Source organism: Agarivorans sp. Toyoura001, from assembly GCF_005405585.1.
In the GTDB taxonomy this organism is placed as follows: Bacteria; Pseudomonadota; Gammaproteobacteria; order Enterobacterales; family Celerinatantimonadaceae; genus Agarivorans.
This window is the reverse complement of the sequence record NZ_BJEQ01000004.1, coordinates 271,105-297,097: the sequence shown is the minus strand read 5'-3', so window position 1 is coordinate 297,097 and position 25,993 is coordinate 271,105. Positions and strand designations below refer to the sequence as shown.

24 protein-coding genes are annotated in these 25,993 nt (G+C 44.0%); 6 read left to right on the top strand and 18 right to left on the bottom strand.

The window, feature by feature from the left end; all coding sequences use genetic code 11:
- Nucleotides 1-90 precede the first annotated feature (90 nt).
- From rcsF to FFR00_RS08015, 6 genes are all read left to right on the top strand, one after another.
- The gene (rcsF, locus tag FFR00_RS08040) at nucleotides 91-456 is read left to right on the top strand and encodes an Rcs stress response system protein RcsF (protein ID WP_161985123.1); all 366 of its coding nucleotides are present in this window, start codon (nucleotides 91-93) and stop codon (nucleotides 454-456) included.
- A 4-nt stretch (nucleotides 457-460) separates the two neighbouring features.
- Nucleotides 461-1,180 (top strand): tRNA (N6-threonylcarbamoyladenosine(37)-N6)-methyltransferase TrmO, encoded by a 720-nt coding sequence (gene tsaA / locus FFR00_RS08035; RefSeq protein ID WP_137672873.1) that lies wholly within the window; start codon nucleotides 461-463, stop codon nucleotides 1,178-1,180.
- Nucleotides 1,170-1,790, top strand: a complete 621-nt coding sequence (locus tag FFR00_RS08030; RefSeq protein WP_137672872.1) for an acyltransferase — start codon at nucleotides 1,170-1,172, stop codon at nucleotides 1,788-1,790. Before tsaA ends, FFR00_RS08030 begins: the two co-directional genes overlap by 11 nt.
- Nucleotides 1,791-1,850: 60 nt before the next feature.
- Entirely contained in the window at nucleotides 1,851-3,551 is a 1,701-nt protein-coding gene (locus tag FFR00_RS08025; protein ID WP_137672871.1) for a proline--tRNA ligase, read from the top strand.
- A gap of 104 nt (nucleotides 3,552-3,655) precedes the next feature.
- Nucleotides 3,656-4,801 (top strand): patatin-like phospholipase family protein, encoded by a 1,146-nt coding sequence (locus FFR00_RS08020; RefSeq protein ID WP_137672870.1) that lies wholly within the window; start codon nucleotides 3,656-3,658, stop codon nucleotides 4,799-4,801.
- 81 nt (nucleotides 4,802-4,882) lie between these two features.
- Nucleotides 4,883-5,764 (top strand): GGDEF domain-containing protein, encoded by an 882-nt coding sequence (locus tag FFR00_RS08015; RefSeq protein WP_137672869.1) that lies wholly within the window; start codon nucleotides 4,883-4,885, stop codon nucleotides 5,762-5,764.
- Here FFR00_RS08015 and tilS read toward each other — a convergent pair.
- From tilS to rpsB, 18 genes are all read right to left on the bottom strand, one after another.
- Nucleotides 5,742-7,064, bottom strand: coding sequence for a tRNA lysidine(34) synthetase TilS (gene tilS / locus FFR00_RS08010; RefSeq protein ID WP_137672868.1), 1,323 nt, complete (start codon nucleotides 7,062-7,064; stop codon nucleotides 5,742-5,744). The two genes, FFR00_RS08015 and tilS, sit on opposite strands and share 23 nt — an antisense overlap.
- Before the next feature lie 56 nt (nucleotides 7,065-7,120).
- Entirely contained in the window at nucleotides 7,121-8,077 is a 957-nt protein-coding gene (accA, locus tag FFR00_RS08005) for an acetyl-CoA carboxylase carboxyl transferase subunit alpha (protein ID WP_137672867.1), read from the bottom strand.
- Between the two features lie 12 nt (nucleotides 8,078-8,089).
- On the bottom strand, nucleotides 8,090-11,515 hold the full coding sequence (gene dnaE / locus FFR00_RS08000) for a DNA polymerase III subunit alpha (protein ID WP_201798715.1): 3,426 nt from the start codon (nucleotides 11,513-11,515) through the stop codon (nucleotides 8,090-8,092).
- A gap of 62 nt (nucleotides 11,516-11,577) precedes the next feature.
- Nucleotides 11,578-12,174, bottom strand: coding sequence for a ribonuclease HII (rnhB, locus tag FFR00_RS07995; RefSeq protein ID WP_137672866.1), 597 nt, complete (start codon nucleotides 12,172-12,174; stop codon nucleotides 11,578-11,580).
- Nucleotides 12,175-12,211: 37 nt separating this feature from the next.
- A complete protein-coding gene (lpxB, locus tag FFR00_RS07990) occupies nucleotides 12,212-13,354 on the bottom strand; it encodes a lipid-A-disaccharide synthase (protein WP_137672865.1) in 1,143 nt (380 codons plus the stop codon).
- Nucleotides 13,354-14,142 carry an acyl-ACP--UDP-N-acetylglucosamine O-acyltransferase gene (lpxA, locus tag FFR00_RS07985; RefSeq protein WP_137672864.1) on the bottom strand — a complete coding sequence of 263 codons (789 nt, stop codon included), beginning with the start codon at nucleotides 14,140-14,142 and terminating at the stop codon, nucleotides 13,354-13,356. Before lpxA ends, lpxB begins: the two co-directional genes overlap by 1 nt.
- 9 nt (nucleotides 14,143-14,151) lie before the next feature.
- Nucleotides 14,152-14,607, bottom strand: coding sequence for a 3-hydroxyacyl-ACP dehydratase FabZ (fabZ, locus tag FFR00_RS07980; RefSeq protein WP_137672863.1), 456 nt, complete (start codon nucleotides 14,605-14,607; stop codon nucleotides 14,152-14,154).
- 14 nt (nucleotides 14,608-14,621) lie between these two features.
- On the bottom strand, nucleotides 14,622-15,647 hold the full coding sequence (lpxD, locus tag FFR00_RS07975; protein ID WP_137672862.1) for a UDP-3-O-(3-hydroxymyristoyl)glucosamine N-acyltransferase: 1,026 nt from the start codon (nucleotides 15,645-15,647) through the stop codon (nucleotides 14,622-14,624).
- A 2-nt stretch (nucleotides 15,648-15,649) separates the two neighbouring features.
- The gene (locus tag FFR00_RS07970) at nucleotides 15,650-16,159 is read right to left on the bottom strand and encodes an OmpH family outer membrane protein (protein ID WP_137672861.1); all 510 of its coding nucleotides are present in this window, start codon (nucleotides 16,157-16,159) and stop codon (nucleotides 15,650-15,652) included.
- A gap of 23 nt (nucleotides 16,160-16,182) precedes the next feature.
- The gene (gene bamA, locus FFR00_RS07965; protein WP_137672860.1) at nucleotides 16,183-18,612 is read right to left on the bottom strand and encodes an outer membrane protein assembly factor BamA; all 2,430 of its coding nucleotides are present in this window, start codon (nucleotides 18,610-18,612) and stop codon (nucleotides 16,183-16,185) included.
- Nucleotides 18,613-18,639: 27 nt separating this feature from the next.
- Nucleotides 18,640-19,992, bottom strand: a complete 1,353-nt coding sequence (gene rseP / locus FFR00_RS07960) for a sigma E protease regulator RseP (RefSeq protein WP_137672859.1) — start codon at nucleotides 19,990-19,992, stop codon at nucleotides 18,640-18,642.
- Nucleotides 19,989-21,191, bottom strand: coding sequence for a 1-deoxy-D-xylulose-5-phosphate reductoisomerase (gene ispC / locus FFR00_RS07955; RefSeq protein WP_137672858.1), 1,203 nt, complete (start codon nucleotides 21,189-21,191; stop codon nucleotides 19,989-19,991). The genes rseP and ispC overlap by 4 nt, the downstream gene beginning before the upstream one ends.
- A gap of 6 nt (nucleotides 21,192-21,197) precedes the next feature.
- Nucleotides 21,198-22,040 carry a phosphatidate cytidylyltransferase gene (locus tag FFR00_RS07950; protein WP_137672857.1) on the bottom strand — a complete coding sequence of 281 codons (843 nt, stop codon included), beginning with the start codon at nucleotides 22,038-22,040 and terminating at the stop codon, nucleotides 21,198-21,200.
- Entirely contained in the window at nucleotides 22,033-22,824 is a 792-nt protein-coding gene (locus FFR00_RS07945; RefSeq protein WP_137672856.1) for an isoprenyl transferase, read from the bottom strand. Before FFR00_RS07945 ends, FFR00_RS07950 begins: the two co-directional genes overlap by 8 nt.
- Nucleotides 22,825-22,892: 68 nt before the next feature.
- Entirely contained in the window at nucleotides 22,893-23,450 is a 558-nt protein-coding gene (gene frr, locus FFR00_RS07940; RefSeq protein WP_137672855.1) for a ribosome recycling factor, read from the bottom strand.
- Nucleotides 23,451-23,461: 11 nt separating this feature from the next.
- On the bottom strand, nucleotides 23,462-24,211 hold the full coding sequence (gene pyrH / locus FFR00_RS07935; protein WP_137672854.1) for a UMP kinase: 750 nt from the start codon (nucleotides 24,209-24,211) through the stop codon (nucleotides 23,462-23,464).
- A gap of 76 nt (nucleotides 24,212-24,287) precedes the next feature.
- Nucleotides 24,288-25,136 (bottom strand): translation elongation factor Ts, encoded by an 849-nt coding sequence (gene tsf, locus FFR00_RS07930; RefSeq protein ID WP_137672853.1) that lies wholly within the window; start codon nucleotides 25,134-25,136, stop codon nucleotides 24,288-24,290.
- Between the two features lie 101 nt (nucleotides 25,137-25,237).
- The gene (rpsB, locus tag FFR00_RS07925) at nucleotides 25,238-25,972 is read right to left on the bottom strand and encodes a 30S ribosomal protein S2 (protein WP_137672852.1); all 735 of its coding nucleotides are present in this window, start codon (nucleotides 25,970-25,972) and stop codon (nucleotides 25,238-25,240) included.
- Nucleotides 25,973-25,993 lie beyond the last annotated feature (21 nt).

Here is a 25,993-nt window from a genome sequence, read left to right as displayed (position 1 = left end):
GATGTTATAATAAACCCTGTATTATCAATAAGTATATGTCAATTGTACCAGCCAATGACCAGCTTCAAGTATTTTATCAATAGGATAGTTATGCGCTTCATTTTAACAGCAGCATTAAGCCTTAGCATTTTAGGGTGCAGTGGCAATTACTCATTCAATACCAACGTAGATAAAGAGAACTTCGAGAACTACGTACCCGCGGCTGACGTTACAGTGTATCAAGCAGAGGATATTGACCCACTGAATGCTGAATATATAGGTATTGTAGAGGGGGTAAGCTGCCAAGAAAAAACCAACCAAGCGCCACCTCAAGAAGTGGATGCCCGTAATGACTTACGTGCTCAAGCGGCTAGTATTGGTGCAAACGCGGTAACGGTACAGCAATGCTACCCCATTAAAGACCCCGCTGCGTGTATCGCTATGATGAGCTGTTTTGGTAAGGCCTACAAAATTTAAGCTTATGACCTTAACCATAGAACCTTTGGGACATATTCATTCCCCTTACCAAGAAAAATTCTCGGTGCCTAGACAAGCCAATTTAGTCACCGCAACAAGCAGTAAATTAGTCTTGTGTGAACCATTTAACGATCTAGACATGTTGGCTGAAATAGAACAGTTCAGCCACTTATGGTTAATGTTCGCTTTTCATCAAAATATAGCGGCAGGCTGGAAAGCGAAAGTGCGCCCTCCCCGCTTAGGCGGTAACAAAAAAGTGGGTGTACTCGCCTCTCGCTCTAGTTTTAGACCTAACCATTTAGGCTTGTCCTTAATGGAACTGAGCCACGTAGAGCGCGATACGAAAAGCCCTACTCTGCACTTTAGAGGTGGAGACTTAGTTAACGGCACACCTATTTACGATGTTAAACCCTACTTACCTTACTCAGACAGTAAACCCGATGCATTGGCAGGTTATGCTCAGCAAGCACCGTCAGTTTTATTGCCAGTGAGCTTTTCTCCTCAGGCCAAACAACAATCTCAAACCTTGGCACTTAGCGAGCAGCAACACCTGGTGATTGAGCAGGTCTTAGCACAAGATCCTCGGCCTGCTTACAAGCAACATAAAGCAGATGATAAAGAATATGGCGTGGCTTTGTTTGATTTAAACATTCGCTGGAAAGTAAACATTAACCCGCAGGGGCAACAATACATCACAGTGATGTCGGTGAGTTATGCCACTTAGCCCTGAAGATTACCAGCAGCAGCACAAACAACGCTTGGCTTGGATGCCGTGGTTGTACTACCGCTTAAAAGACAAGCATCTTGAATGGGCTAAGCCCTGGCAGCAAGCAATTCAACAACACATACAAGCTGTTGAAACGGTCACCTTGGCCGAGCACTGCTTTATCGCACCCGATGCGCAGTTATTTGCTGAGCCAGGTCGCTTAATCGATATTGCAGCAAACTCATTTGTGGCCGCTCAGTGCTTTTTGCATGGGCCTCTATCTATTGGCGAACATGTAGCAATTAACCACGGATGCTCCATTGATGGCGGTCAAAAGGGTGTCAGCATTGGCAAAAACTCTAGAATAGCGAATGGGGTGAAAATTTATGCCTTTAATCATGGCATGCACCCCGACCAACCTATATGGCAACAAAACAGTCAGTCACAAGGTATAAACATTGGTGAAGATGTGTGGATTGGCGCCAATGTTTGTATCACAGACGGCGTGAATATAAGCAACCACGCAGTGGTAGGAATGGGGTCAGTGGTGACTAAAAATGTACCAGAATGGGCCATCGTTGCAGGTAACCCTGCAAAAATCATTGGCGACCGTCGTGACAAGGCCTGACAGAGCGAAATTTGCCTGTTACAATCGCCGGAATTTAATAGCAAAAATGATAGGATAGATATGCGTTCTAGCAAATATCTTCTGGCAACTCAGAAAGAAACGCCAAGCGATGCCGAGGTTGTCTCTCACCAGCTAATGCTGCGTGCCGGCATGATCAGAAAATTAGCCTCTGGATTATATACTTGGCTACCCAATGGGGTGAGAGTTCTGCATAAAGTAGAACAAGTTGTAAGAGAAGAAATGAACGCCTGTGGCTCTATCGAAATCCACATGCCTACTGTTCAACCTTCAGATTTATGGCAAGAAACAGGTCGCTGGGACAAATTTGGCCCAGAGCTGTTGCGCTTTCAAGATCGTCATTCGCGCGACTTTGTACTAGGCCCTACCCACGAAGAAGTTGTTACAGAATTAGTGCGTAAAGAAGTTAACAGCTACAAACAGCTACCACTTAACCTTTACCAAATTCAAACCAAGTTCCGTGATGAAGTTCGCCCACGTTTTGGTGTAATGCGCTCACGTGAATTTTTGATGAAAGACGCTTACTCTTTCCACTTATCTCCTGAGTGTTTACAGAAAACCTACGATGAAATGTATGCGGGTTATTGCCGTATCTTTGAACGTTTAGGTTTAGAGTACCGCCCTGTACTGGCTGATACCGGCAGCATCGGTGGCAGTGTATCGCATGAGTTCCACGTATTAGCAGAATCAGGTGAAGACGCCATTGTATTCTCTGATGGTAGCGATTATGCGGCAAACATCGAAAAAGCAGAGACCATAGCACCAGCAGGCGAACGCCCTGCGCCAAGCCAGGAGATGCAAGAAGTTGCAACACCAAATGCTAAAACCATTGCTGAACTGATTGAGCAATTTGAACTAAAAATTGAACAAACAGTTAAAACGCTGATTGTTAAAGCCACCGAAGAATCTGAGCATCAGCTTATTGCCTTGATCATTCGTGGTGACCACGAACTAAACGACATTAAAGCAGAGAAGTTAGCCGATGTAGCCTCTCCATTGGAGTTCGCTAGCGAAGAAGAAATACGAGCAGCAGTGGGTGCCGGACCAGGATCTTTAGGCCCAGTTAATCTGCCAATGCCTGTTGTTGTAGACTACGCAGCTGCGCATTGTAGTGATTTTGGCGCTGGTGCAAACGTTGATGATAAACACTTCTTTGGCATTAACTGGGAGCGTGATGTAGCGCTAGGCCAAGTTGCAGACTTACGTAATGTAGTTGAAGGCGACCCAAGCCCTTGCGGTTCAGGTACCTTGGCGATAAAACGCGGCATTGAAGTCGGCCACATCTTCCAATTAGGCGAAGCTTATGCGGAATCAATGAATGCAGCGGTACTGAATGAGCAGGGTAAAAATCAAACCCTAACCATGGGCTGTTATGGTGTTGGTGTATCTCGAATTGTGGCTGCTGCTATAGAGCAGAACAATGACAAATACGGAATCACTTGGCCTGATAGTATTGCACCGTTCAAGCTGGCGATTGTGCCAATGAATATGCATAAGTCTCATCGCGTGCAGGAAGTTGCCAACAAACTCTATGAAGAAGCCAAAGAGCGAGGCATCGATGTATTGTTTGATGACCGTAAAGAACGTCCTGGAGTAATGTTTGCAGACATCGAGCTAATTGGTATTCCTCACGTTATCGTGATTGGTGACCGCAGCTTAGACAAAGGCGTGATCGAATACAAAAACCGCCGTAGCGGCGAGAAAATAGAAGTAGCAATTGAAGACATCTTCAATCAATTCTAAGTTAATACTTGCTTCAACTAAAAGCTGGCTATAGCCAGCTTTTTTGTTTCTGGTGTGTGATGATTCTGACAAGCAGCCAAATGACGCTGTGCTAACATATAATTATGAATCAAAAGCCTAGAGCAAAATCCAAACAAAAAGTCGCGCTTGTTCTCACAGGTGGTGGCGCACGGGCTGCTTATCAAGTTGGCGTGTTAAAAGCCATTGCTGAACAATACCCTCGCAATCACGCTAGCCCTTTCTCAGTTATATGTGGTACTTCTGCTGGGGCAATCAATGCAACCGCACTCGCGGTATATGCTTCTTGCTTTCGCCTTGGGGTTAAAAAACTCGAATATATTTGGCGTAACTTCCAATGTAAGCAAGTTTTTAGAACCGACGGGCTAGCCATTGCCAAACAACTATCTTCAATGCTGTGTAAAAGCCTACATGCTGACTACAGTAAACGAAACGGTTTCTCATTACTCAACAATGAGCCATTGCAAGAGCTGTTAAATAACTACCTAAACTATAAGCGCATTGACCAAAACATTGCCCGTAATTACTTAGATGCTTTATCGGTCACGGCTTCTAACTACCAAGATGGCCAGTCTTTATCTTTCTTTCAAGCTACTCAGCAACAGCAAGACTGGCAACGAGCCCGGCGTCACGGCAAAAAAACGCAGATCCATACCACCCATTTAATGGCATCCACAGCTATTCCTCTCATTTTCCCTGCTGCCAAAGTAGGTCAAGATTATTATGGTGATGGGTCAATTCACCAGCTTTGCCCACTTAGCCCAGCTATTCATTTAGGCGCAGACAAAATACTGGCGATTCACTTGGAGCAGCCAAGAAAGCCAGCGTGTGCAATAGACTGCCCCCCACCAAATAGTGCGGCTATTGCTGGTCATCTATTGGATTCTATTTTTTCTGATACGCTTAATTCAGACTTGGAACGCTTACAACGAATAAACCGCACCATTGAGCTTCTCAACGTAGATCAACAACAGCAGTTAGATCTCAGACCTATCACTTCTTTGAGTATTAAACCTAAGATAGATTTTGAGCAAATCGCCCACGATCACTACTCACATCTTCCGCTTAGCGTGCGCTTAATGCTAGCCACACTTGGTATTAAAAAAGACAAACCTTCGGCAATTACTAGCTTTTTAATGTTCGAGCAGGCCTACACTAACTATCTGATAAGAGAGGGCTATCAGGATACGCTTAAGCAAATTGACAAAATTTTGGCTTTTTTAGAAAACTAGCTGGCCTAGTATTTGCTTTACCCTCATGCAGTGGTGTTTTTTGACACCTCGTTGGATGTTTAAACAAAGAGTAAAGTAAGTATGGATTCATTACAATTGGCTCAAAGTAACGTGGTAAGCCCTAGAAAAATATCACATTTTTCTAGTACAGTTCAGCTTAACCCGGCACAAAAACTCAATATCATTGAGTCTTTGCAGGACAGCTTGCAGCTCGACGAGCTACTGCAAAACTTTGCCGCAGTGGCAACCAACTATGTAGAGTTTTCCGCTATCCGCTTAGTCAGCGATGCTATTCAAACAGAAGTGAATTTGTTTGAAGGACAACGCTACTACCGCAGCTTTAGTTTAAATCACAACAATCAACCCTTAGCGATTGCGACATTTACTCGTGATACCCCCTTTCAACGCAGTGAAATTGAACAACTGCGTCAGTTAAGCCAGATCTTACAAGCCCCCCTTAAACATGCGCTACAAATTGCACGCTTACAGGAACGAGTGCGTAACGACTACTTAACAGGAATTGGTAACCGCGCACATTTTGATGAATCCTTACATACCTCTATTGAACAGCAAACTCGCCAAAACAGAGAACAAGGTGGCTTGGTATTAATGCTGTTGGATTTGAATAAGTTTAAGCAAGTAAACGACACCCTAGGCCACCCTGTTGGTGACCAAGTACTGATCAATTTTGCCGAAGTGCTAAAAACCGTTATTCGTAGCGGCGACCAAGCATTTAGGATTGGCGGTGATGAATTTGCCATGTTGTTACGACCAGCCACAGAGCAATCAGCCAAGAAAGTGATTAATCGCTTACACGCCAAACTAGAAGAGTCGCCACAACTAGCGCAATACGATGTATCTGCCAGCGTAGGAGTGAGTGAATGGGCACCGGGTTGTAACAGCGAGCGGCTTATTCAACTCGCCGATGAACAACTCTACGCTAACAAGCCGACAGCCAGTTAAGTGTAATGCCCTGATTATTAGTGCAGCTAAACTGGCGCTGGGTGTACAAATGGCCAATCGCCACTAAATCATCATTATAGAAAACAAAGGGGATTCTATTACGCAGCCAAGGTGCTAACCCGGCTTCTTGCAGCAGCTTTTTAATACTGCGATTCCCATTACGCTCTAAGGCATCAAAGCTACCCTGCTCTACCTGTTGTCTAAAACGAATAGTTACCTGCTGATTTTTGCTAGGTGGCAATAAACTGCCGCCTGCTTGCCAACTAATTTGACTATTATTCTGAAGATTGATGGCTCTTTGCGTATCCCATAACCAAGCTACGGTGGACTCCGTTTCAACGAGTGTTTTAGAGTTCACCAAATACAGTTTATTTTTAAACCTACGCAGCTGTCCTTCAGAAAATGTAATCGCGACTTTAGCGTCGTCCTTAGCCTGGATTTGCTGCATAATTTGCGCTAACTGGCTTTGACTTGGATAGTCCCAATCTAGCAGCTTAAACCAAAAGCGAATTAAGTTCTTTTGTCTCGCTTGTGAAAGCATTGTTAGTGACGCAATCACCAAAGCATGGTCGCTAACACAGTTCTGGTAATCCAACTCGGCCAGCTCATCAAGCAGGCTCACGGCTTCTTGTAAGTGCTGAACACTTCTTTGCGCTGTATGTAACCATTGGGGCCAGCGTTTACTAAATGTTGGTAACACTTGATGTCGAACAAAATTACGATCAAACTCTAAGCTCTGGTTACTGGGGTCTTCCACCCAAGTTAAGCCCTGTTGTTTAGCGTAGGTTTCTAGCTCTACCCTGCTGCACGTTAATAGTGGTCTCAGCAGTACACCTTTGGCAAAACTGCGGCATAGCGGCATAGCCGCTAAGCCTTGTAATCCACTGCCTCTTTTTAATGCCAAGGTAAAAGTTTCAAACTGATCATCAGCATGGTGACCCGTAAGCAAGCAACTTTTAGCATCGATATGTTTTGCTAACGCAGCGTAGCGTTTTTCACGCGCCACTGCTTCTAAGCTCTCTCTTGGTTTCACTTCAACCGATACTTGTTCAGCAACAAATTCAACCGACAGAGCGTTCGCTTGCAGTCGGCAATGCTCTTGCCATTGCGCTGCAGAATGCTGTAAACCGTGATTAACATGCACAGCTAGAAGTTCAACATCAGCTTTCAAACGCACATATTCGGCCGCTAAATGGAGCAATACTCGAGAATCTAAGCCGCCGCTGTAAGCAACCACAATACGAGTAATAGATGTGGGAAGTTGTTTGAAGGAGTGATTAAAAAGAGATTGGATAGACAAAAAGAAACCTCATTAATAGGCATTGAGTTAAACAACTCAATGCCTTGAGACTGTGTTTAGCAGTAACCGTAAGACATTAAACGTTGGTAACGTTGCTCAAGCAAGGTATCAACATCTAATGCACATAGTGCATCTAAGTCACTGGTTAATTTTGCTTTAAGGTTATGTGCCATAGTTGGAATATCTCGATGCGCGCCACCCAATGGTTCGGCAACGATATCGTTAATTAAATCCAACTCTTTCAAGCGTTCTGAAGTAATACCCATGGCATCAGCAGCTACTGGCGCTTTATCAGCACTCTTCCACAAGATAGACGCACAACCTTCAGGAGAAATTACCGAGTAAGTACTGTATTGCAACATATTTACACGATCGCCCACACCAATGGCTAACGCGCCACCCGAGCCACCTTCGCCAATAACGGTACAAATGGTTGGCACCTTTAAACCGGCCATGACTAATAGGTTTTTGGCAATAGCTTCACTTTGGCCCCGTTCTTCAGCGCCTACTCCAGGATATGCTCCAGGTGTATCGATAAACGTGATGATAGGCATTTTGAATCGCTCAGCCATTTCCATCAAACGTAGCGCTTTTCGGTAACCCTCAGGTTTTGGCATACCGAAATTACGGCGAATTTTTTCTTTGGTTTCACGGCCTTTTTGTTGGCCAATAACCATTACAGGTTTACCGTCTAAACGGGCCATACCGCCAATAATCGCTTCATCGTTTGCGTAAGCTCGGTCGCCTGCTAGTTCATCAAAATCAGTAAAGATGTGTTCGATATAATCTAACATGTAAGGACGATTTGGATGACGCGCTAGTTGCGCCACTTGCCAAGCACCTAAGTCTGAGAATATTTTTTGTGTTAAATCGTTTTGCTTTTGTTGCAAACGAGAGATTTCTTCCTGTAAATCTACATCTACGCCAGATTCTTCATTCACAATGCACAATTCTTCGATTTGCGCTTGCAGCTCAGCAATCGGCTGCTCAAACTCTAGAAAATTCGGATTCATATAATCTTTTTCTTAATTAAATTCTAGGGTGACTTGCTGTTGCCCCAATAGTTGGGTCAACGCCTCTATTAAATCTTCACTTGGCGTAATTCGCCAATCGGTGCCTAAGCTTAACATGCCGCTGGCATGATCGCCCTCATAACTTATTGTTACCGGACAGGTTCCCGCTCGGTAAGGCTCTAATACTTGGTAAAATCGCTGCCAGAACACCTCATCAAGTTGATCTCGGCACATGCTCAAACGCAGCTTTTTCATCCAACGCTCGCGGGCCATCGACAAATCCATGACTTCACGAGCTGTCATTTTAATGCCTCCGGAGAAATCATCAACGCTGACCTCTCCTTGAATCACCAACATGCGATCTTTTTCTAATAAATCTTGGTAAGTGTCGTAGGCATCACTAAAGAACATAACATCTAATCGGGCACTTCTGTCATCTAACTGCAGAATGCCCATTTTAGCACCACGTTTGGTCATCATCACTCGAGTAGAGAGCACCAAGCCGGCTACTGTGGAGGTTTTCCCCCTGGCTGTTGGGCGAATATCCACCAAACGACCAGTAGTATAGTGACGAAACTCTTTCACATAGCGATTAACGGGATGGCCGGTTAAATACAGGCCTAGGGTTTCTTTCTCCCCTTCTAGCCATACTTTCTCGGTCCATTTTTCTGCGGGAAGAAATTCAGGGCGAACATCATCTTCTTCAGCAATAACGCCAAATAAATCCTCTTGACCCCGTGCGGAGGCATGAGCGTGCTGCGAAGCCGCCTTCATTGCAGTGGGCAAGTTAGCTATCATTGCTGCTCGGTGAGGGCCTAGTTTATCTAAAGCGCCCGCCATAATAAGCTTTTCAATCACTCGTCGGTTTATTTTCTTTAAATCGAGTCGACAACAAAAATCAAACAAATCAATGAAGGGTTTACCTTCACGCGCAGCCAAAATCGCATCTATCGGGCCTTCACCCACACCTTTAATAGCACCAATGCCGTAAACAATCTCTTCGTCGGCATTGACCGAAAACTTGAATAAGCCCGTATTCACATCGGGCGGAACCAGTTTCAGTTTCATATTGCTACACTCGTCAACCAAGGTAACAATTTTGTCGGTGTTGTCCATATCGGCCGACATTACCGCCGCCATAAAATAGGCAGGGTAATGTGTTTTCATCCATAGTGTTTGGTAAGACACCAATGCATAGGCAGCCGAGTGAGACTTGTTGAAGCCATAGCCTGCGAACTTTTCCACCAAGTCGAAAATCTTCATGGCCAACTCGCCATCGACTCCGTTCTTAATAGAACCTTCTTCAAACACTGCCCGCTGCTTGGCCATTTCCTCGGGTTTTTTCTTACCCATGGCCCGTCGTAACATATCGGCGCCACCAAGGGTATAACCAGCAAGGACCTGAGCAATTTGCATCACTTGTTCTTGATACAAGATAATGCCGTAAGTAGGCTCTAGGATCGGCTGCAAACTGTCGTGTTGCCAAGTTTCGTCGGGGTAAGACACTTCTTCTCGACCGTGCTTACGTTCGATAAAGTTATCTACCATGCCTGACTGTAAGGGTCCCGGACGGAACAATGCCACTAATGCGATCATGTCTTCGAAACAGTCGGGCTTGAGACGTTTGATTAAGTCTTTCATACCACGAGATTCGAGCTGGAATACCGCCGTTGTTTTACAGTCTTGCAATAATTTAAAGGACTTTTGATCGGTAGTAGAAATTGCCGCAATATCTACTGGCTGCTCACCTTTAGCTTCAAGCACTGGGTTAAGCATATCCAAAGCCCATTGAATAATGGTTAAGGTACGCAAGCCCAAGAAATCAAACTTTACCAGCCCTGCATACTCAACATCGTTTTTATCGAACTGAGTAACTGGGTTCTTACCCTCGGCGTCACAATACAAGGGGGCGAAATCGGTGATCGTAGTAGGGGAGATAACCACCCCACCCGCGTGTTTACCCGCATTACGCGTAACCCCTTCAAGGATCCTCGCCATATCGATAAGTTCACGAACTTCGTGGTCACCGTCATATAACTCCGGTAAACGAGGTTCTGCTTCAAAGGCTTTTTCAAGAGTCATTCCAGGGTCGGGTGGAATCAGCTTGGAAATTCTATCAACAAAGCCGTAGGGATGACCCATTACTCGGCCTACATCCCGAATCACCGCTTTGGCAGCCATGGTACCGAATGTAATAATTTGCGATACCGCATCGCGGCCATAGAGATCAGCAACGTGGTCGATTACTTCGTCGCGTCGGTCCATACAGAAGTCGACGTCAAAATCGGGCATTGATACCCGTTCTGGGTTCAAGAAACGTTCGAACAGTAAATCGTATTCTAATGGATCTAAATCGGTAATTTTTTGTGCATAGGCAACTAAAGATCCCGCACCAGAGCCTCGCCCTGGGCCGACCGGAATATTGTTATCCTTACTCCACTGAATAAACTCCATTACGATTAGGAAGTAACCGGGGAATCCCATTTGGTTGATTACGTCTAACTCAATCTGCAGACGCTCATCGTACTCTGGTCGTTTTGCTGCACGTACTTCAGGATCGGGAAATAGGAACTCTAAGCGTTCTTCTAAGCCGTCCCAAGACACCTTACAAAAGAACTCTTCAATGGGCAGCCCTTCTGTGGGGAAGTCTGGTAAAAAGTACTCTCCCAAACGAACAGTTACATTACAGCGCTTAGCAATTTCTACAGAGTTTTGTAATGCTTCAGGTATATCAGCAAATAGCTCCAGCATTTCCTGTTCATTACGCAAGTATTGCTGAGGGCTATATTTTTTAGGGCGACGATTATCATCGATTGCAAATCCGTCATAAATCGCCACTCGCACTTCATGAGGTTGAAACTGGTCTTCTTCTAGAAACACCACTTCATTGGTAGCCACCACCGGCAAGCCTTTATCTGCCGCTAAAGCTACCGCCATATGCAAGTAGTTTTCTTCGTCAGGTCGCCCGGTACGGATTAACTCTAGGAAATAGTGGTCAGGAAAATATTGCTGATAGAAGCTAAGGCTTGCCTCTACGATATCTTGGTTGCCTTTTAACAAGGCTTTGCCTACATCGCCCTCGCGCGCTCCAGACAGAACAATAACGCCTTCGGCGTGCTCACTTAACCATTGTTTTTGGATAACCGGCTTACCAAGATGCTGCCCACCTAAATAAGCGCGAGAAATAAGCATCGTAAGGTTTTGATAACCTTGATTGTCTTTTGCTAGCAAAGTCAGGCGGAAATAATCGTCGCCAAACTCTTCCGATTGCACATAAAAATCACAACCGACAATCGGTTTAATTCCTTGGTTATGAGCTTCGCCATAAAACTTCACTAAACCACAAAAGTTAGTTTGGTCAGTTAAGGCAATTGCTGGCATATTAAGCTCTGCCGCCTTAGCGACAATCGGCTTAACTTTTTTAAGCCCATCCACCATGGAAAAATCGGAGTGAACCCGAAGGTGGATAAAAGCAGGCGCTTGAGCAATCTCAGACAAGACTACAACTCTCCTAAAACACGTTTAACAGGTTTAAAACTGCGGCGGTGTTCATCAATAGGCCCGTGCTTCGCTAACATCTCTAAATGCACAGCGGTAGGGTAACCTTTGTGTTTTGCAAATTGGTATTCCGGATAGCGAGCGTCAAGCACGTCCATCTCATGATCTCGAGCAACTTTTGCAATAATAGAAGCAGCACTTATCTCAGCCACTAGGCCATCGCCCTTAATAATAGCTTGGCAGGGAATACTTAAAGTAGGTTCTCGATTCCCGTCAATCAGAGCAAACTCTGGGGTAACGCTTAAGGCTTCTACTGCTCGAGTCATTGCTAGCATGGTGGCATGCAAAATATTAAGTTGGTCTATCTCTAGCGGATTAGCGCGGCCTAATGCCCAACAAAGAGCCTTGGCTTTAATTTCTTCAGCTAGCACTTGTCGTTTTTTTTCTGATAGTTTTTTGGAATCATTAAGGCCGGTAATAGGTTTATTGGGATCAAGAATGACAGCTGCTGTGACTACGTCGCCTACCAAAGGGCCCCGCCCCACTTCGTCGACACCTGCAAACAAAGAAAAACCAGAAGGATAGATAAATGGTGTCATTACTACTCCGTTGAAGGGCAAAACTTACTAGGGGAAACTAGCTATTTATAACGTCGACAACTGCTTGAGCAGCCTTATTATCAGCGTCGCAACGAATCTTTTGGTGTAACTCAGAAAACTTATCTAACAACGCGCTATTGTCAGTGCGTAACAAGCGACTTAGCTCAGCGACAATATTATCACTGGTACAGTCTTCTTGTACGTATTCTTGAACAATCATCTCGTCAGCTAACAAGTTTGGCAATGCTGCAAATTTGGCATTAACAATAAGTTTTGCGATTCGGTAAGTCAGTGGCTTAAAGCGATAGGCTACAACCATAGGTCGTTTGACTAACATAGCTTCAAGCGTTGCGGTTCCTGATGCTAGCAGTATCGCATCAGCTGCGGTCATCACTGTTCGAGCTTGACCATCAACAACCTTAACATCTAAGTCAGGAGCATGCTCTTCTACTAAAGCTTCAAACTGCTCACGGCGCCGTTGATTGACCAAGGGAGCAACCAACTGTAAGCCAGGAAACTGCTTTACTAAGCGCCTAGCAGACTCTAAAAACACCGGACTTAGTAATCCCACCTCGGCATTACGACTGCCCGGTAGAATCGCTAATACCTTATGCTCATGGTTCAAACCCAATTGTTGAATAGCTGGGGTTTGAGGATTATCCATTGGAACTTGATCAGCCAAGGTATGGCCTACAAATTCACAGGGTACATCGAAGCGATCATAAAATTCTTTTTCAAAGGGCAAAAAGACTAAAATCTTGTTACAGCCTTCTTTAATTTTAAAAACACGCTTCTGTTTCCAAGCCCAAACCGAAGGACTCACATAATGAACCGTTTTAATGCCTTGAGCATGTAGCTTATGCTCAACACCCAAATTAAAGTCAGGTGCATCGATACCAATAAAAACATCAGGCGGAGAATTCTGGTAATGCTGAAGTAACTGTTTACGGATCTTTAAGATTCTAGGCAAACGACCCAAGACCTCAACCAAGCCCATTACCGATAACTCTTCCATTTCAAACAAGGCCTTACATCCTTGCTCTTGCATCAGCGGACCAGCAATTCCGGAAAAAGTCGCATCGGGATATTGTTTTTTAAGCGCTGATATAAGACCAGCACCTAAAATATCGCCGGAGACTTCCCCGGCGACGATGGCAATATGCAAAGGAGATTGCGCCATTAGCGAACGATACCTCGACCGTTTTCTTTTAAGAAATCGGCGAATAGTTTCACTTCGGGAAATTGCTCTGCAGAGAGCTCTATTTGGCTAAGCGCTTCGTCTAAAGTATTACCGCTACGGTATAAGGTTTTATAGGCTTGGCGAATGGCTTTGATTGAGTCTTTACTAAAACCACGACGTAACAGACCTTCAGTATTCACAGCGACAGGTCGGGCGTAGTTTCCAACAGCCATAACATACGGTGGGACATCTTTATTTACGGCTGCGCAACCGCCAACAAAGGCATAAGAACCTACTTTACCGAACTGGTGAATTGCTGCTTGCCCACCAAAAATAACGTTGTCACCAATAGTGACGTGACCCGCAAGGGTGGCATTATTGGCAAAAATACAACCATTGCCAACGACACAATCATGAGCAACGTGGGCGTTAATCATAAATAAGCAATTACTGCCAATTTTTGTTAGGCCCTTATCTTGAGTTGTACCCCGGTGAATAGTGACGCTCTCACGTATCGTATTGTTATCACCAATCTCCAGATAGGTATCTTCACCAGCATATTTTAAATCTTGGCAATCTTCCCCTACTGAAGCGAACTGAAAAATTCGGTTATTATTGCCAATTTTAGAATGCCCTTTAATCACGACGTGAGAGGCAATTTGGCAGTTATCGCCAATGGTAACTTCACCACGAATAATGGTGAACGCCCCTACGGTAGTGTTGGCGCCAATGCTTACATTACCTTCAATAATCGCCGTAGAGTGGATACTAGCCGTGCTATCAATCATAAGGTTCACCTATTTGTAGGCTCTGCGAGCACACATAATCTCTGCGCTACATACTACTTCATCTTCTACTTTGGCTACACAGTCAAACTTACCAACACCACGACGATCGCGCAGTAGTTCAACTTCTAAATGCAAAACGTCACCTGGGCCAACTGGCTTTTTAAATCGCGCTTTATCGATTCCTGCAAAGTAGTAAAGCTCATTTTCAGTAGGTTTTGACGTTGATTTAAACGCTAAAATACCAGTACATTGCGCCAACGCTTCTAAGATGAGTACGCCAGGGAATACTGGTTGCTGCGGGAAGTGACCAGTAAAAAATGGTTCATTAAAAGTAACATTCTTAACGGCATGTAGCGTTTTACCCACTTCAAAATCAAGCACACGATCAACCAACAAAAATGGGTAGCGATGTGGTAACAATTCCATTATGTCTTGAATTTCTAAGCGGTTAAGTTGTTTAGTCAAAATCTTTTCCTAGGTTAATCTTGCTTAGCGCTTTGTTTGCGCTCTAAGCTAACAATTCTTTTATGCATGTCGTCAATCTGAGAGAGTCGAGTCATTGACCTACGCCACTGGCGATTGGGTTGCGCAGGCATCCCAGATGAGAACACGCCAGGTTCTGTAATTGACTTAGTCACCATGGAATAACCGGTAATGGTAACTTGATCACAAATGTCTATATGCCCATTTATGCCAACACTGCCACCAATAATGCAATAACGTCCTATGCTAGTGCTTCCAGCAATGCCTGTAGCACCCGCTATAGCCGTCCCAGAACCAATCGTTACATTGTGTGCAATATGCACTTGATTATCGATAATCACATTAGAGTGAATAACAGTGTTATCCAATGCTCCTCGGTCGATAGAAACCGACGCACCAACTTCAACGTTGTCACCAATAATTACGGTGCCAAGTTGTGGTATTTTTATCCACTGACCTTGCTTGTTAGCATACCCAAATCCATCACAACCAATCACAGTGTTACCTTGGATAAGGCAATTGTTACCAATGTCCACTTCATGATAAATAGTACAATTTGCCCACAGCTTTGTATTACAGCCGATGGTGACATTTTGCCCCACAAAACAACCCGCACCAATTTGAGCGCCATCGTTAAGCGTCACGCCCGCTTCAATAACTGCATTGGCACCAACGTTAACGTCGCTACCTAATTTCACGCTGCTATCTATAACAGCGCTAGAGTGAATACCCTTAGCACAAGCTGGCGTTGAGTCCAGCAATTGCGCTAATTGTGCGTAGCTCACGTATGGGTCATCACTAATCAACGAATTGCCCGCAAACTCTTCAGCATGCTCTTTAGACAAGATAAGGGCAGCAGCCTTGCTACTCGCCAATAATGGTTTGTATTTAGCATTAGTTAAAAAACTTATCTCTTCATCACCCGCTTTTTCAAAGGAGGCAATACGAGATATAATTCGCTCGGCGTCACCAACAAGGGTTAATCCGAGCTGCTCAGCTATTTGGCCAAGACTCAAAGGCATATTTACTTACTCTTACTAACTTGTTGAATAACTAGCTTGGTAATATCAAGAGAATCCGAAGCGTAGGCTGTTGCATCTAAAGGCAATACTAAATCGTAGCCTTGAGACTTAGATACTTCAACAATGGCCTCCTGAACTTTAACCATCAACTTCTGTTGTTCTTCCGCACCGCGACGACGCTGATCTTCTTCTAGGTTTTTGCGCTTAAGTTTGTACTCAGCTTGCATCGTTTCTAATTGGCGAGTTATTTTTGTCACTTCTTGCTGGCCTAATAGCTCTCCGTCTTTCTCACGCTTATCATAAAGACGCTGCATTTCAGCTTCTAAACCGCGCACTTCTTGCACACGAACTTCAAACTCATCTTTCAGTGTTTTTTGTAAAGTATCGCGTTGTGGCAATTGTTGAAAAACATCAGCAATGTTAATTACAGCAATTTTTGCTTCTGCTAGAGCAGAGAAGCTTGGGGTCATCATAGTTACAGCAAGTGCAACTGCAGCGATTAATTTTTTCAAAAGAATACTCCTAAAATAAACAATTAAAAGGTTTGGCCAATGTTAAACGAAAAGTTCTCAGAACGATCACCCTCGTAACTCTTTATTGGCTTAGCAAATGAGAATACCAATGGCCCCATAGGCGAGAACCACTGAATAGATACACCTACCGAGGCTCGAATTCGGTCGGGTGAAGAATAGTCGCCCAGTCGGTCACAGTAGCTAATACATTGCATTTGACTAAAGCGTTCATAATCGAACTCAGTGTCCCAAACAGTACCAAAATCAATGAACGCAGTAGTACGAACTTGTCGAATATAGGCTTCATCTAAAAAAGGTGTTGGAAAAATGATCTCTGCAGAACCAACGGCTAGTGCGTTACCACCAACTGAATCATCAGAAGCGGTCACATAAGAACTACCATTGTTATCAACTAAATACAGTGCTCTCGGTCCTACTGTATTCGAACTGAAGCCACGTAGGGTGGAATAACCACCTGCGTAAAAGTTCTCAAAGAAAGGTAAGATTTGGTCGTTACCTTCAAGTTGCCCATAACCATTGCCATAACCAACGTTACCACGCACCGCGAAAGCCCAGTCATGATTGGTAGTGATCGGGAAGAAATGTCGAGTATCAAAACTCATTTTGAAGTACTGAACATCTGAACCTGGAATAGTAATCTTGGTATCAAACTTTTGCGAAGAACCCGCGGTTGGCATTGAGCCATTGTTCAAAGTATTTCTAGACCAACCTAAGGTAGTATCTAAAGAACCGAAGGTTAATGAGCCATCGTCATTTCGGTGTGGCGCATAAATATCCCAAAATTGTTGAATCTGAGCATAAGCGTTTAACTGAGAAATTTTGTTTTGCTCAAGACCTAAACTCGCGCTTAAGCGGTTATATTCATTTACAGGAAAACCTAGCGTACCGCGTAAGCCAATCGTTTCATTGTTATAGTCAACAATGTCGGCTTTAGACGCTTCAAAGTCAGTGTAATAAAAGCGGCCGCCGAAACTCACGCCATCTTTAGTAAAGTAAGGGTCAGTAAAGTTTACATCAAAGTTTTTAGAGTATTTGTTGGTACTAACATTAATACCCGCTCTATTACCAGTCCCTAAAAAGTTGTCTTGCTGAACACCGGCAGAGAGACTTACACCTGATTCAGTACCGAAGCCAACGCCCGCATTAAATGAGCCTGAAGGTTGTTCTTTAACGACAAAGCTAACGTCAACTTGGTCATCAGAGCCCGGAATTTTAGTAGTTTCAACCTCAACAGTTTCAAAGAAACCTAAGCGACTTAAGCGCGCTCTAGACTGCTCAACCAATCGGCTTGATAACCAAGTACCTTCCATTTGACGCATTTCACGGCGAATCACTTCATCTTTTGTGATTGTATTGCCGCTTACGTTAATTCGGCGAACATAAACCCTACTACCAGGGTCAATGTTAATATTTAACACTACAGATTTATCTTCGTCATTAATCACCGGAAAAACATTCACCTGAGGGTAAGCATAACCATAGCGACCTAAAAACTTAGATAACATATCTTCGGTTTTTGTCACTTCAGCGCCGCTGTATATGTCTCCAGGTTTAATACTGACTAATCCATTGAGTTCGGTACTTTTATCTAACAAGTTACCAGCCAGTTCCACTTTCTCTACATTGTAGATATCTCCCTCTTCGACATTAAGGGTAATGTAGATACCCTTTTTATCGGGAGTCAGAGCTACTTGAGTGGAATCAACTTTAAAGCGAATGTAACCACGGTCGTAATAAAAACTGTTGATAGTTTCTAAATCACCAGCTAACTTCTGCTTTTGATATTTTTTATCACCGAGAACGTTCCACCAAGGTACTTTGTCGGTCAAGCTCATGCGTTTTAACAACTCGCCCGATGAAAACTTTTCATTACCAATGATGTTTATTTGTTCAATTTCAGCTGATAGGCCTTCTTGGAAGTTAAACTTCAAATCAACTCGATTGCGCGGAAGTGGTGTAACAATCGCTTTAACACGCGCACTGTACTTGCCCACACTGTAATAGAAGTCTTCTAAGCTTTTTTCGATATTTCGAAGATTAGTTTTATCAAGAGGCTCGCCTATTTTGATGCCTGAAGAGCGTAAAGACTCCTCCAACTGTTCAGTTTTAATATCTTTGTTACCTGAGTACTCAATGTTACTCACGGTAGGGCGTTCAAAAACTTTGAATACCAACGCCTCGCCATCGCGATAAACTTGAATATCTTCAAAGTTACCGCTCTTATATAGACGTTTAATACTTTCACTCACTTCGGAACTGGAGACATCGTCACCAACCCGCAAAGGAATTTGTAACAAGGCGGCACCTAATGAAACTCGCTGTAAACCTTCGATGCGAATATCAGCTACAGTGAAAGAAGAATTCCCTTCCGCTAAAGTGGTACCGCTAATGCAGGCCAGAAAAAGTCCAACAACCAACTGCTTTTTGAACATAAGAAAAAAGAACGTCCTATTTAATTGTTATAAGCGCATAAAATCATTAAAAATAGCAAGACTCATAAGAGCCATCACTAATACTGCACCGATTCGAAATCCTATTTCCTGTACGCGTTCTGAAACAGGCTTACCAGTGATCCCTTCGATGGCAAAAAACACCAAATGACCGCCATCTAATACTGGCAATGGAAACAAGTTTATAATGCCTAAATTAATACTAACTAAAGCGACAAAACCCAAGAAATATACCAAGCCATAATCTGCAGTTGCTCCAGCGCCTTTGGCTATAGATATTGGACCGCTAAGATTATCTAATGAAACCACCCCTGTCACCAATTTACCGATCATAGATACGGTCAATTTGCTTAAATGCCAAGTTCGTTCCAAGGATTTGCCTATTGATTCAACAAATCCGTAATGTAAGTCGATACGGTACTCTTCTGGAAACTCGCCAATTTCTGGCGCGAGTCCGACATAACCCGATATCTGCCCTTGATATTCGCGTGCCTCGGGCACTAAACCCATTTGTAAGGCATTTCCATCGCGTGAAATATCTAGACGAATATTTTCTTCAGGGCGAGCTTGGACATAATCCACAAAATCTTGCCACGAAGACAAGCTAACACTATCTAAAGCAACTAAAACATCACCTTCTTTAATCCCAGCATTTGCAGCGGGTTTTCCTTCAACGACTTTAGCTACTGCTAAAGATATTGTCGGATTAAACGGCTTTAGGCCTAAACTCAATATAGGGCTTTGCTGCTCGCTATCTAGCTGCCACTGCCGAATGTCCAAATACGCAGTGGAGCTTTGCGACGTTTCCGTGTCAACAACTTGGATAGGCAACGTTTCACCACCCAACTCACCCACTAATGCCAAGTTAACACTTTCCCAATCAAGTGTTTCTTGGCCCGCAATTTGAACAATCTCTTGCCCTGAACGAAGGCCTGCTTGTTCTGCAATGCTATGAGGAGCAACCCCACCTAGTACCGGCTTGACCGAAGGAACGCCGATAACAAACATAATCCAGAAGGCTAAAATTGCTAGCAAGAAGTTGGCAATAGGTCCAGCCGCAACAACTGCACTACGCTGGCTTAAGCTTTTGTTGTTAAATGCTTGGGAACGAAGTGATTCTGGCACCTCAGCAACTCGCTCATCGAGCATTTTTACGTAGCCACCTAAAGGAATCATCGCCACAACATATTCAGTGCCATCTTTCGCGGTTCTACGCCATAGCGCCTTGCCAAAACCAATAGAAAAGCGCTCTACTTTAACGCCGCAACGACGTGCTACCCAAAAATGGCCGAATTCATGAACCGTGACCAAAATGCCTAAGGCAATAATAAAAAATGAGGTATTCCAAATTACTTCGTTCATGCACAGATCCTTTTAACCGCTGCACCAGCATGCAATCGCGCCTTTTGGTCGACCTCGAGTAAAACTGAAAGTTCAGTCTCTTGGCCAATATAACTGAGTTTATCTAAACAACTGGCTACAACGTCAGCAATTTGGATGAATTTTATTCTCCCTGCTAAAAAAGCGTCAACGGCAATTTCGTTTGCAGCATTTAAGCAAGTAGTAGCAGCTTGGCTATCATAACAAGCATCAATCGCAAGCTTGAGGCAAGGGTAGCGAGAGTAATCGGGGGGGATAAAGCTAAGTTCACCAATAGAGAAGAAATCCAACGCTTCCACTCCCGACGTTTGCCGTTTTGGGTAGGCCATCACGTGTGCAATAGGAGTCGCCATATCAGGCTGCCCCATCTGGGCTAATACTGAACCATCGCAATATTGCACCATCGAGTGAATGATCGATTGTGGATGGATAATCACATCAATTTGTTTAGGCTGAGTATTAAACAAACGTTTGGCTTCAATATACTCTAAACCTTTGTTCATCATAGTCGCTGAGTCGACCGATATCTTTTTACCCATCGACCAATTGGGGTGAGCACATGCTTGTTCAGGAGTAACACTAGCTAAACTATCAAGTGAGTTGTATCGAAAAGGGCCACCAGAGCCAGTAAGCAAGATCTTACTAATGCCTGCGGCCTTTAAATCACAATATCCCAATGTGTTTTGTACCGCTTCAGGCATACATTGAAATATCGCGTTGTGCTCACTATCGACAGGCAATACTTGGGCGCCACTACGTTTTGCGGCATCCATAAAAATGGCACCACTCATCACCAGTGCTTCTTTGTTGGCCAACAAGACCGTTTTACCAGCCTCTACCGCAGACAAAGTGGGTAACAGACCCGCAGCCCCCACAATCGCGGCCATAACAAGATCTACATCGGGTTCAGCGGCCAGTTGTGTGATCGCGTTTTCGCCTGCCAGCACTTCGCAAGCTAAAGAAGTGTCTAAAATCGCTTTGCGTAGCTCTTGGTTACTAGTTGGATCAGCCATTACAGCGTATTTAGGGGCAAACTCTCGACAAATTTCGAGCATCGCAGATACGTTTCGCCCCCCCGTTACCCCGAATAAAGAAAAACTATCTGGGTTCTCGCGAAGAACTTTTAGCGTACTGCTACCGATAGATCCTGTCGCGCCTAGGATAAGCAGTTGTTTGCTCATGCTAGCCTACATCCAGTGAAGGAAAAAGAAAGCAAATACAGGCATTGCAGCAGTTAAACTGTCGATTCTATCCAGCAAGCCGCCATGCCCAGGCAATAAGCTACCACTGTCTTTAATGCCCGCTTGTCGCTTAAACATACTCTCGACCAAATCACCGACCACTGACGCAAGCACAGTGAACCCACTGGCAAGCACCAATATCCAAGCTTTACCTTCTGGGATATCAAGAGAGTACAAAGCAGTAATAGTGACTAAAGCTGCAACACCAAAACCGCCCAACAGACCCTCTATGGTTTTCTTAGGACTAACGTTTTCTGCTAGTTTGCGCTTACCAAATTGTTTACCCGCAAAATAAGCACCGGTGTCTGCCGCCCAAACCAACATCAATACATACAGCACCCAAGCACCACCTACGAGGGGGTTGGTAGCGTCGATTGAGCGAAGATATATTAAAGACCAAAAGAACGGAAGTAATACAATGAGGCCAACAATTACCTTAAATAAGGAACTGTTGTGCCAAAAAGTAGCGGCTTTTGGATAAGTCGCTAACAAGTACAAACTACTTAACCAAGCGATCACCGAAACGCTTAGCATAGCGCTGAACCAACTTGATTGAGCTAAAGAATCTAAGGGAAGTTGCCATAAGCTCAGTCCAAAAACCAAAGCAAATACAACAATAAAAATAGCGCGTTTAGTGTTGTCTTTAGAAACAACGCGCGCCCACTCTCTGGCAGCAAGTACCAGTACCAAAGCAAATACTACCGCGAGGGCAAATAAAGGTAATTTGAAGATGGCAGCTAACGCAAGCGGCGCTAGTACCAATGCAGTAATGATTCGTTGCTTAAGCAAAATGGTCCTCATTTTCTTGTTTATTTTTTATTAGGGCTTGTACCTGTTCCCCGGTACACCCGAAGCGGCGCTCTCGGCTAACAAACGCAGCCACGGCTTTACCAAAGGCTTCGTCATCAAAATCAGGCCACAATACGTCACTAAAATACAACTCTGCATAAGCCGTTTGCCACAGTAAAAAGTTGCTTATGCGGTGGTCCCCACCGGTTCTAATCAACAAATCTACGTCGCCAACTGTATCAGAAGCCATAACTGCAGAAATGTGCTCTTCGCTAATGTCTTCAGCATTAAGTCGACCTTTACTCACTTGATGAGCCAATTGCTGAGTAGCATTAACAATGTCCCAGCGACCACCATAGTTCGCGGCAATATTTAACACCAAACCATCATTGCTGGCGGTTTCATTTTGAGCTAATGCAATGCGTTTTTGCAACTTGTCACTAAAGCGGGAAGTATCCCCAATTATTCTTAGTTGTACATTATTGTTTTTCAGTTTTTTAACTTCACGTTGCAAAACTGTCAAAAACAAGTTCATCAAGCTTGACACTTCTTCTTCAGGACGGCGCCAATTTTCGCTACTAAAGGCAAACAAGGTCAATGATTTTACGCCAAGTTGATTGGCAAAACTAACTGCGCGTCTTACCGACTTCACCCCTGCTTGATGGCCAAACATACGCAATTTCCCGCGCTGCTGAGCCCACCGTCCATTGCCATCCATAATAATAGCAACGTGTTTAGGCATAGCATCTTTTACGGCTAACTGCTGCGCTTCAGGTAAGGTCATATTCACTACTCGTTCTTACAAAAAAAAACCGTGTAACAAGACACGGCTATTTTTAACTCATTAATCGCTTAAACTTCAAGCAATTCCGCTTCTTTGGCGGCTAAAGCTTCGTCCACTAGCTTCACTGCAGCATCAGTGATTTTTTGAATGTCATCTTGCGCTTTACGGTCGTCGTCTTCGCCAATCTCTTTTTCTTTCAGTAACTCTTTCACATCGCCATTGGCATCACGGCGAATATTACGAATAGCTACACGAGCTTGTTCAGCTTCGGCGCGAACAATCTTGATTAGGTCACGACGGCGTTCTTCAGTTAACATCGGTAAAGGAATGCGAATTAACGTGCCTGCAGAAGAAGGATTCAAACCCAAATCTGAGCTCATAATTGCTTTCTCAACAGCACTAATTAGGCTGGCATCAAATACAGTAACAGTCAGTGTGCGTGAATCTTCAGTTGATACGTTACCCACTTGATTTAACGGAGTATCTACCCCGTAATATGGCACCACAATGCCATCAAGAAGACTAGTGTGCGCGCGGCCGGTACGTACTTTAGACATTTGAGTTTTTAAAGACTCAATGCTTTTACCCATACGTGTTTGAGCATCTTGTTTGATTTCGTTAATCACGATAACTATCCCTACTCTGTTTCTGTTTTATTTGATACGTGACAAATCGTAGTGCCTTCGTCATAGCCCATTACAACATTTTTCAAACTACCAGGCTTATTCATGTTAAATACACGAATCGGTAAGTTGTGGTCACGGGCCAAAGTGAATGCAGCTAAATCCATCACTTTTAATTCTTTGTCTAATACTTCGTTATAATCCAGCTCGCTATATAAAGTAGCAGCAGGATCTTTAACTGGGTCGGCGGTGTATACGCCATCAACTTTGGTGCCCTTAAGCACGGCTTCAGCTTCAATCTCAATACCACGTAAACAAGCAGCAGAGTCTGTTGTGAAGAAAGGATTACCGGTACCCGCTGAGAAAATAACTACTTTACCTGCTTTTAGGTTACTAATAGCGTCTGCCCAATTGTAAGAATCACACACGCCGTTCAGCTCAATGGCCGACATTAGGCGGGCGTTTACAAAATTTCTATGTAGCGCATCACGCATCGCCAAACCGTTCATTACGGTGGCCAACATGCCCATATGATCGCCTACAACACGGTTCATACCTGCTTTAGCAAGGCCTTCGCCTCGAAACAAGTTACCGCCACCAATAACTAAGCCAACTTGGATACCTAACTCTACTAACTCTTTAATTTCTAGAGCCATGCGATCCAATACTTTAGGGTCAATACCAAAACCTTCGTCACCCATTAGGGCTTCACCTGAAAGTTTTAAAAGAATACGGCGATATGCAGGTTTAGGGTTGGTGCTCATAGCGATGATGTTCTCTCATTAATAAAGAATATAAGAAGGTTGCGGCATGATACCGCAACCTGAAGTACAACTAAAATTACTTTTTAGCTGCAGCGATTTGTGCAGCAACTTCTGCAGCAAAATCTTCTTCTTTTTTCTCAATACCTTCGCCAACTTCTAGACGAATGAAACCGGCTACTGAAGCACCTTTCTCTTTCAAGATTGCGCCAACAGTTTTCTTAGGTTCCATGATGAACGCTTGACCAGTAAGAGAGATTTCACCGGTGAATTTCTTCATGCGGCCAGTAACCATCTTCTTAGCGATTTCTTCTGGTTTGCCTTCATTCATCGCGATTTCGATTTGAAGTTTTTCTTCTTTCGCAACTACGTCAGCTGGAACATCTTCAGGAGATAAGAACTCAGGCTTAGAAGCAGCAACGTGCATAGCAACGTGCTTAAGCGTTTCTGCGTCGGCTTCACCAGCAACAGCTACACCAATGCGCTCGCCGTGACGGTAAGAAGCAATTGAAGCACCATCTAAGTACTCAACACGACGGATAGAGATGTTTTCGCCAATTTTAGCTACTAACTGAACACGTTCTTCTTCAAAATTAGCTTTCAAAGAATCGATATCAGTTTTAGCCGCTGCAGCTGCTTCAGCAACTTTTTCAGCGAACGCTAAGAAGCTTGCATCTTTACCAACGAAGTCAGTTTGACAGTTAACTTCTAACAAGGCAGCAAAACCTGCGCCTTCTTTAATAATAATTGCGCCTTCAGCAGCGATATTACCCGCTTTTTTAGCAGCTTTAGCCGCACCGCTTTTACGCATATTTTCAATCGCTAACTCGATGTCGCCATCAGTTTCAGTCAACGCTTTTTTACAATCCATCATGCCTGCGCCGGTACGTTCGCGCAGTTCTTTTACTAGGGCAGCAGTAATTGCCATTTGTTCGATCCTCGATTATTTATCGGATAAAACTCAGGGGACAAGTTTGTCCCCTGCTATTCATCAAGCTCACTTAGAATAAATGCAGTTTATTGCATTTATTACTCAGCAGCTTCCTCTACGAAACCATCTTCTTCAGCTTGTACTACGATGTCGTCTTGACGACCTTGTAGCACGGTATCAGCAGCTGCGCCAAGGTACAATTTAATTGCACGGATAGCATCGTCATTACCAGGAATGATGTAATCAACACCGTCTGGTGCAGAGTTGGTATCAACAACAGAGATTACAGGGATACCTAGGTTGTTTGCTTCGCGAATAGCGATGTGCTCGTGTTCAGCATCAATTACAAACAATACGTCAGGTAGACCGCCCATGTTTTTGATACCGCCAAGGCTCTTCTCAAGCTTTTCCATTTCGCGAGTACGCATAAGCGCCTCTTTCTTGGTTAGCTTTTCGAAAGTACCGTCTTGGCTTTGAGCTTCTAGATCTTTTAGACGCTTGATAGATTGACGAACTGTTTTCCAGTTAGTCAACATACCACCTAACCAACGGTGGTTAACGTAGAATTGATCTGAACGAAGTGCTTCAGTCTTGATGGTGTCACCAGCGGCGCGCTTAGTACCAACAAAAAGAACTTTACCTTTCTTAGATGCAACTTTCTTAAGAACAGACATTGCATCATTAAACATAGGTACAGTTTTTTCTAAGTTAATGATATGAACTTTGTTACGTGCACCGAAAATGAAAGGCTTCATTTTTGGGTTCCAGTAACGAGTTTGGTGACCGAAGTGTACGCCTGCTTGAAGCATATCGCGCATTGAAACATTTGCCATTATAAATTTCCTCAAATGGGG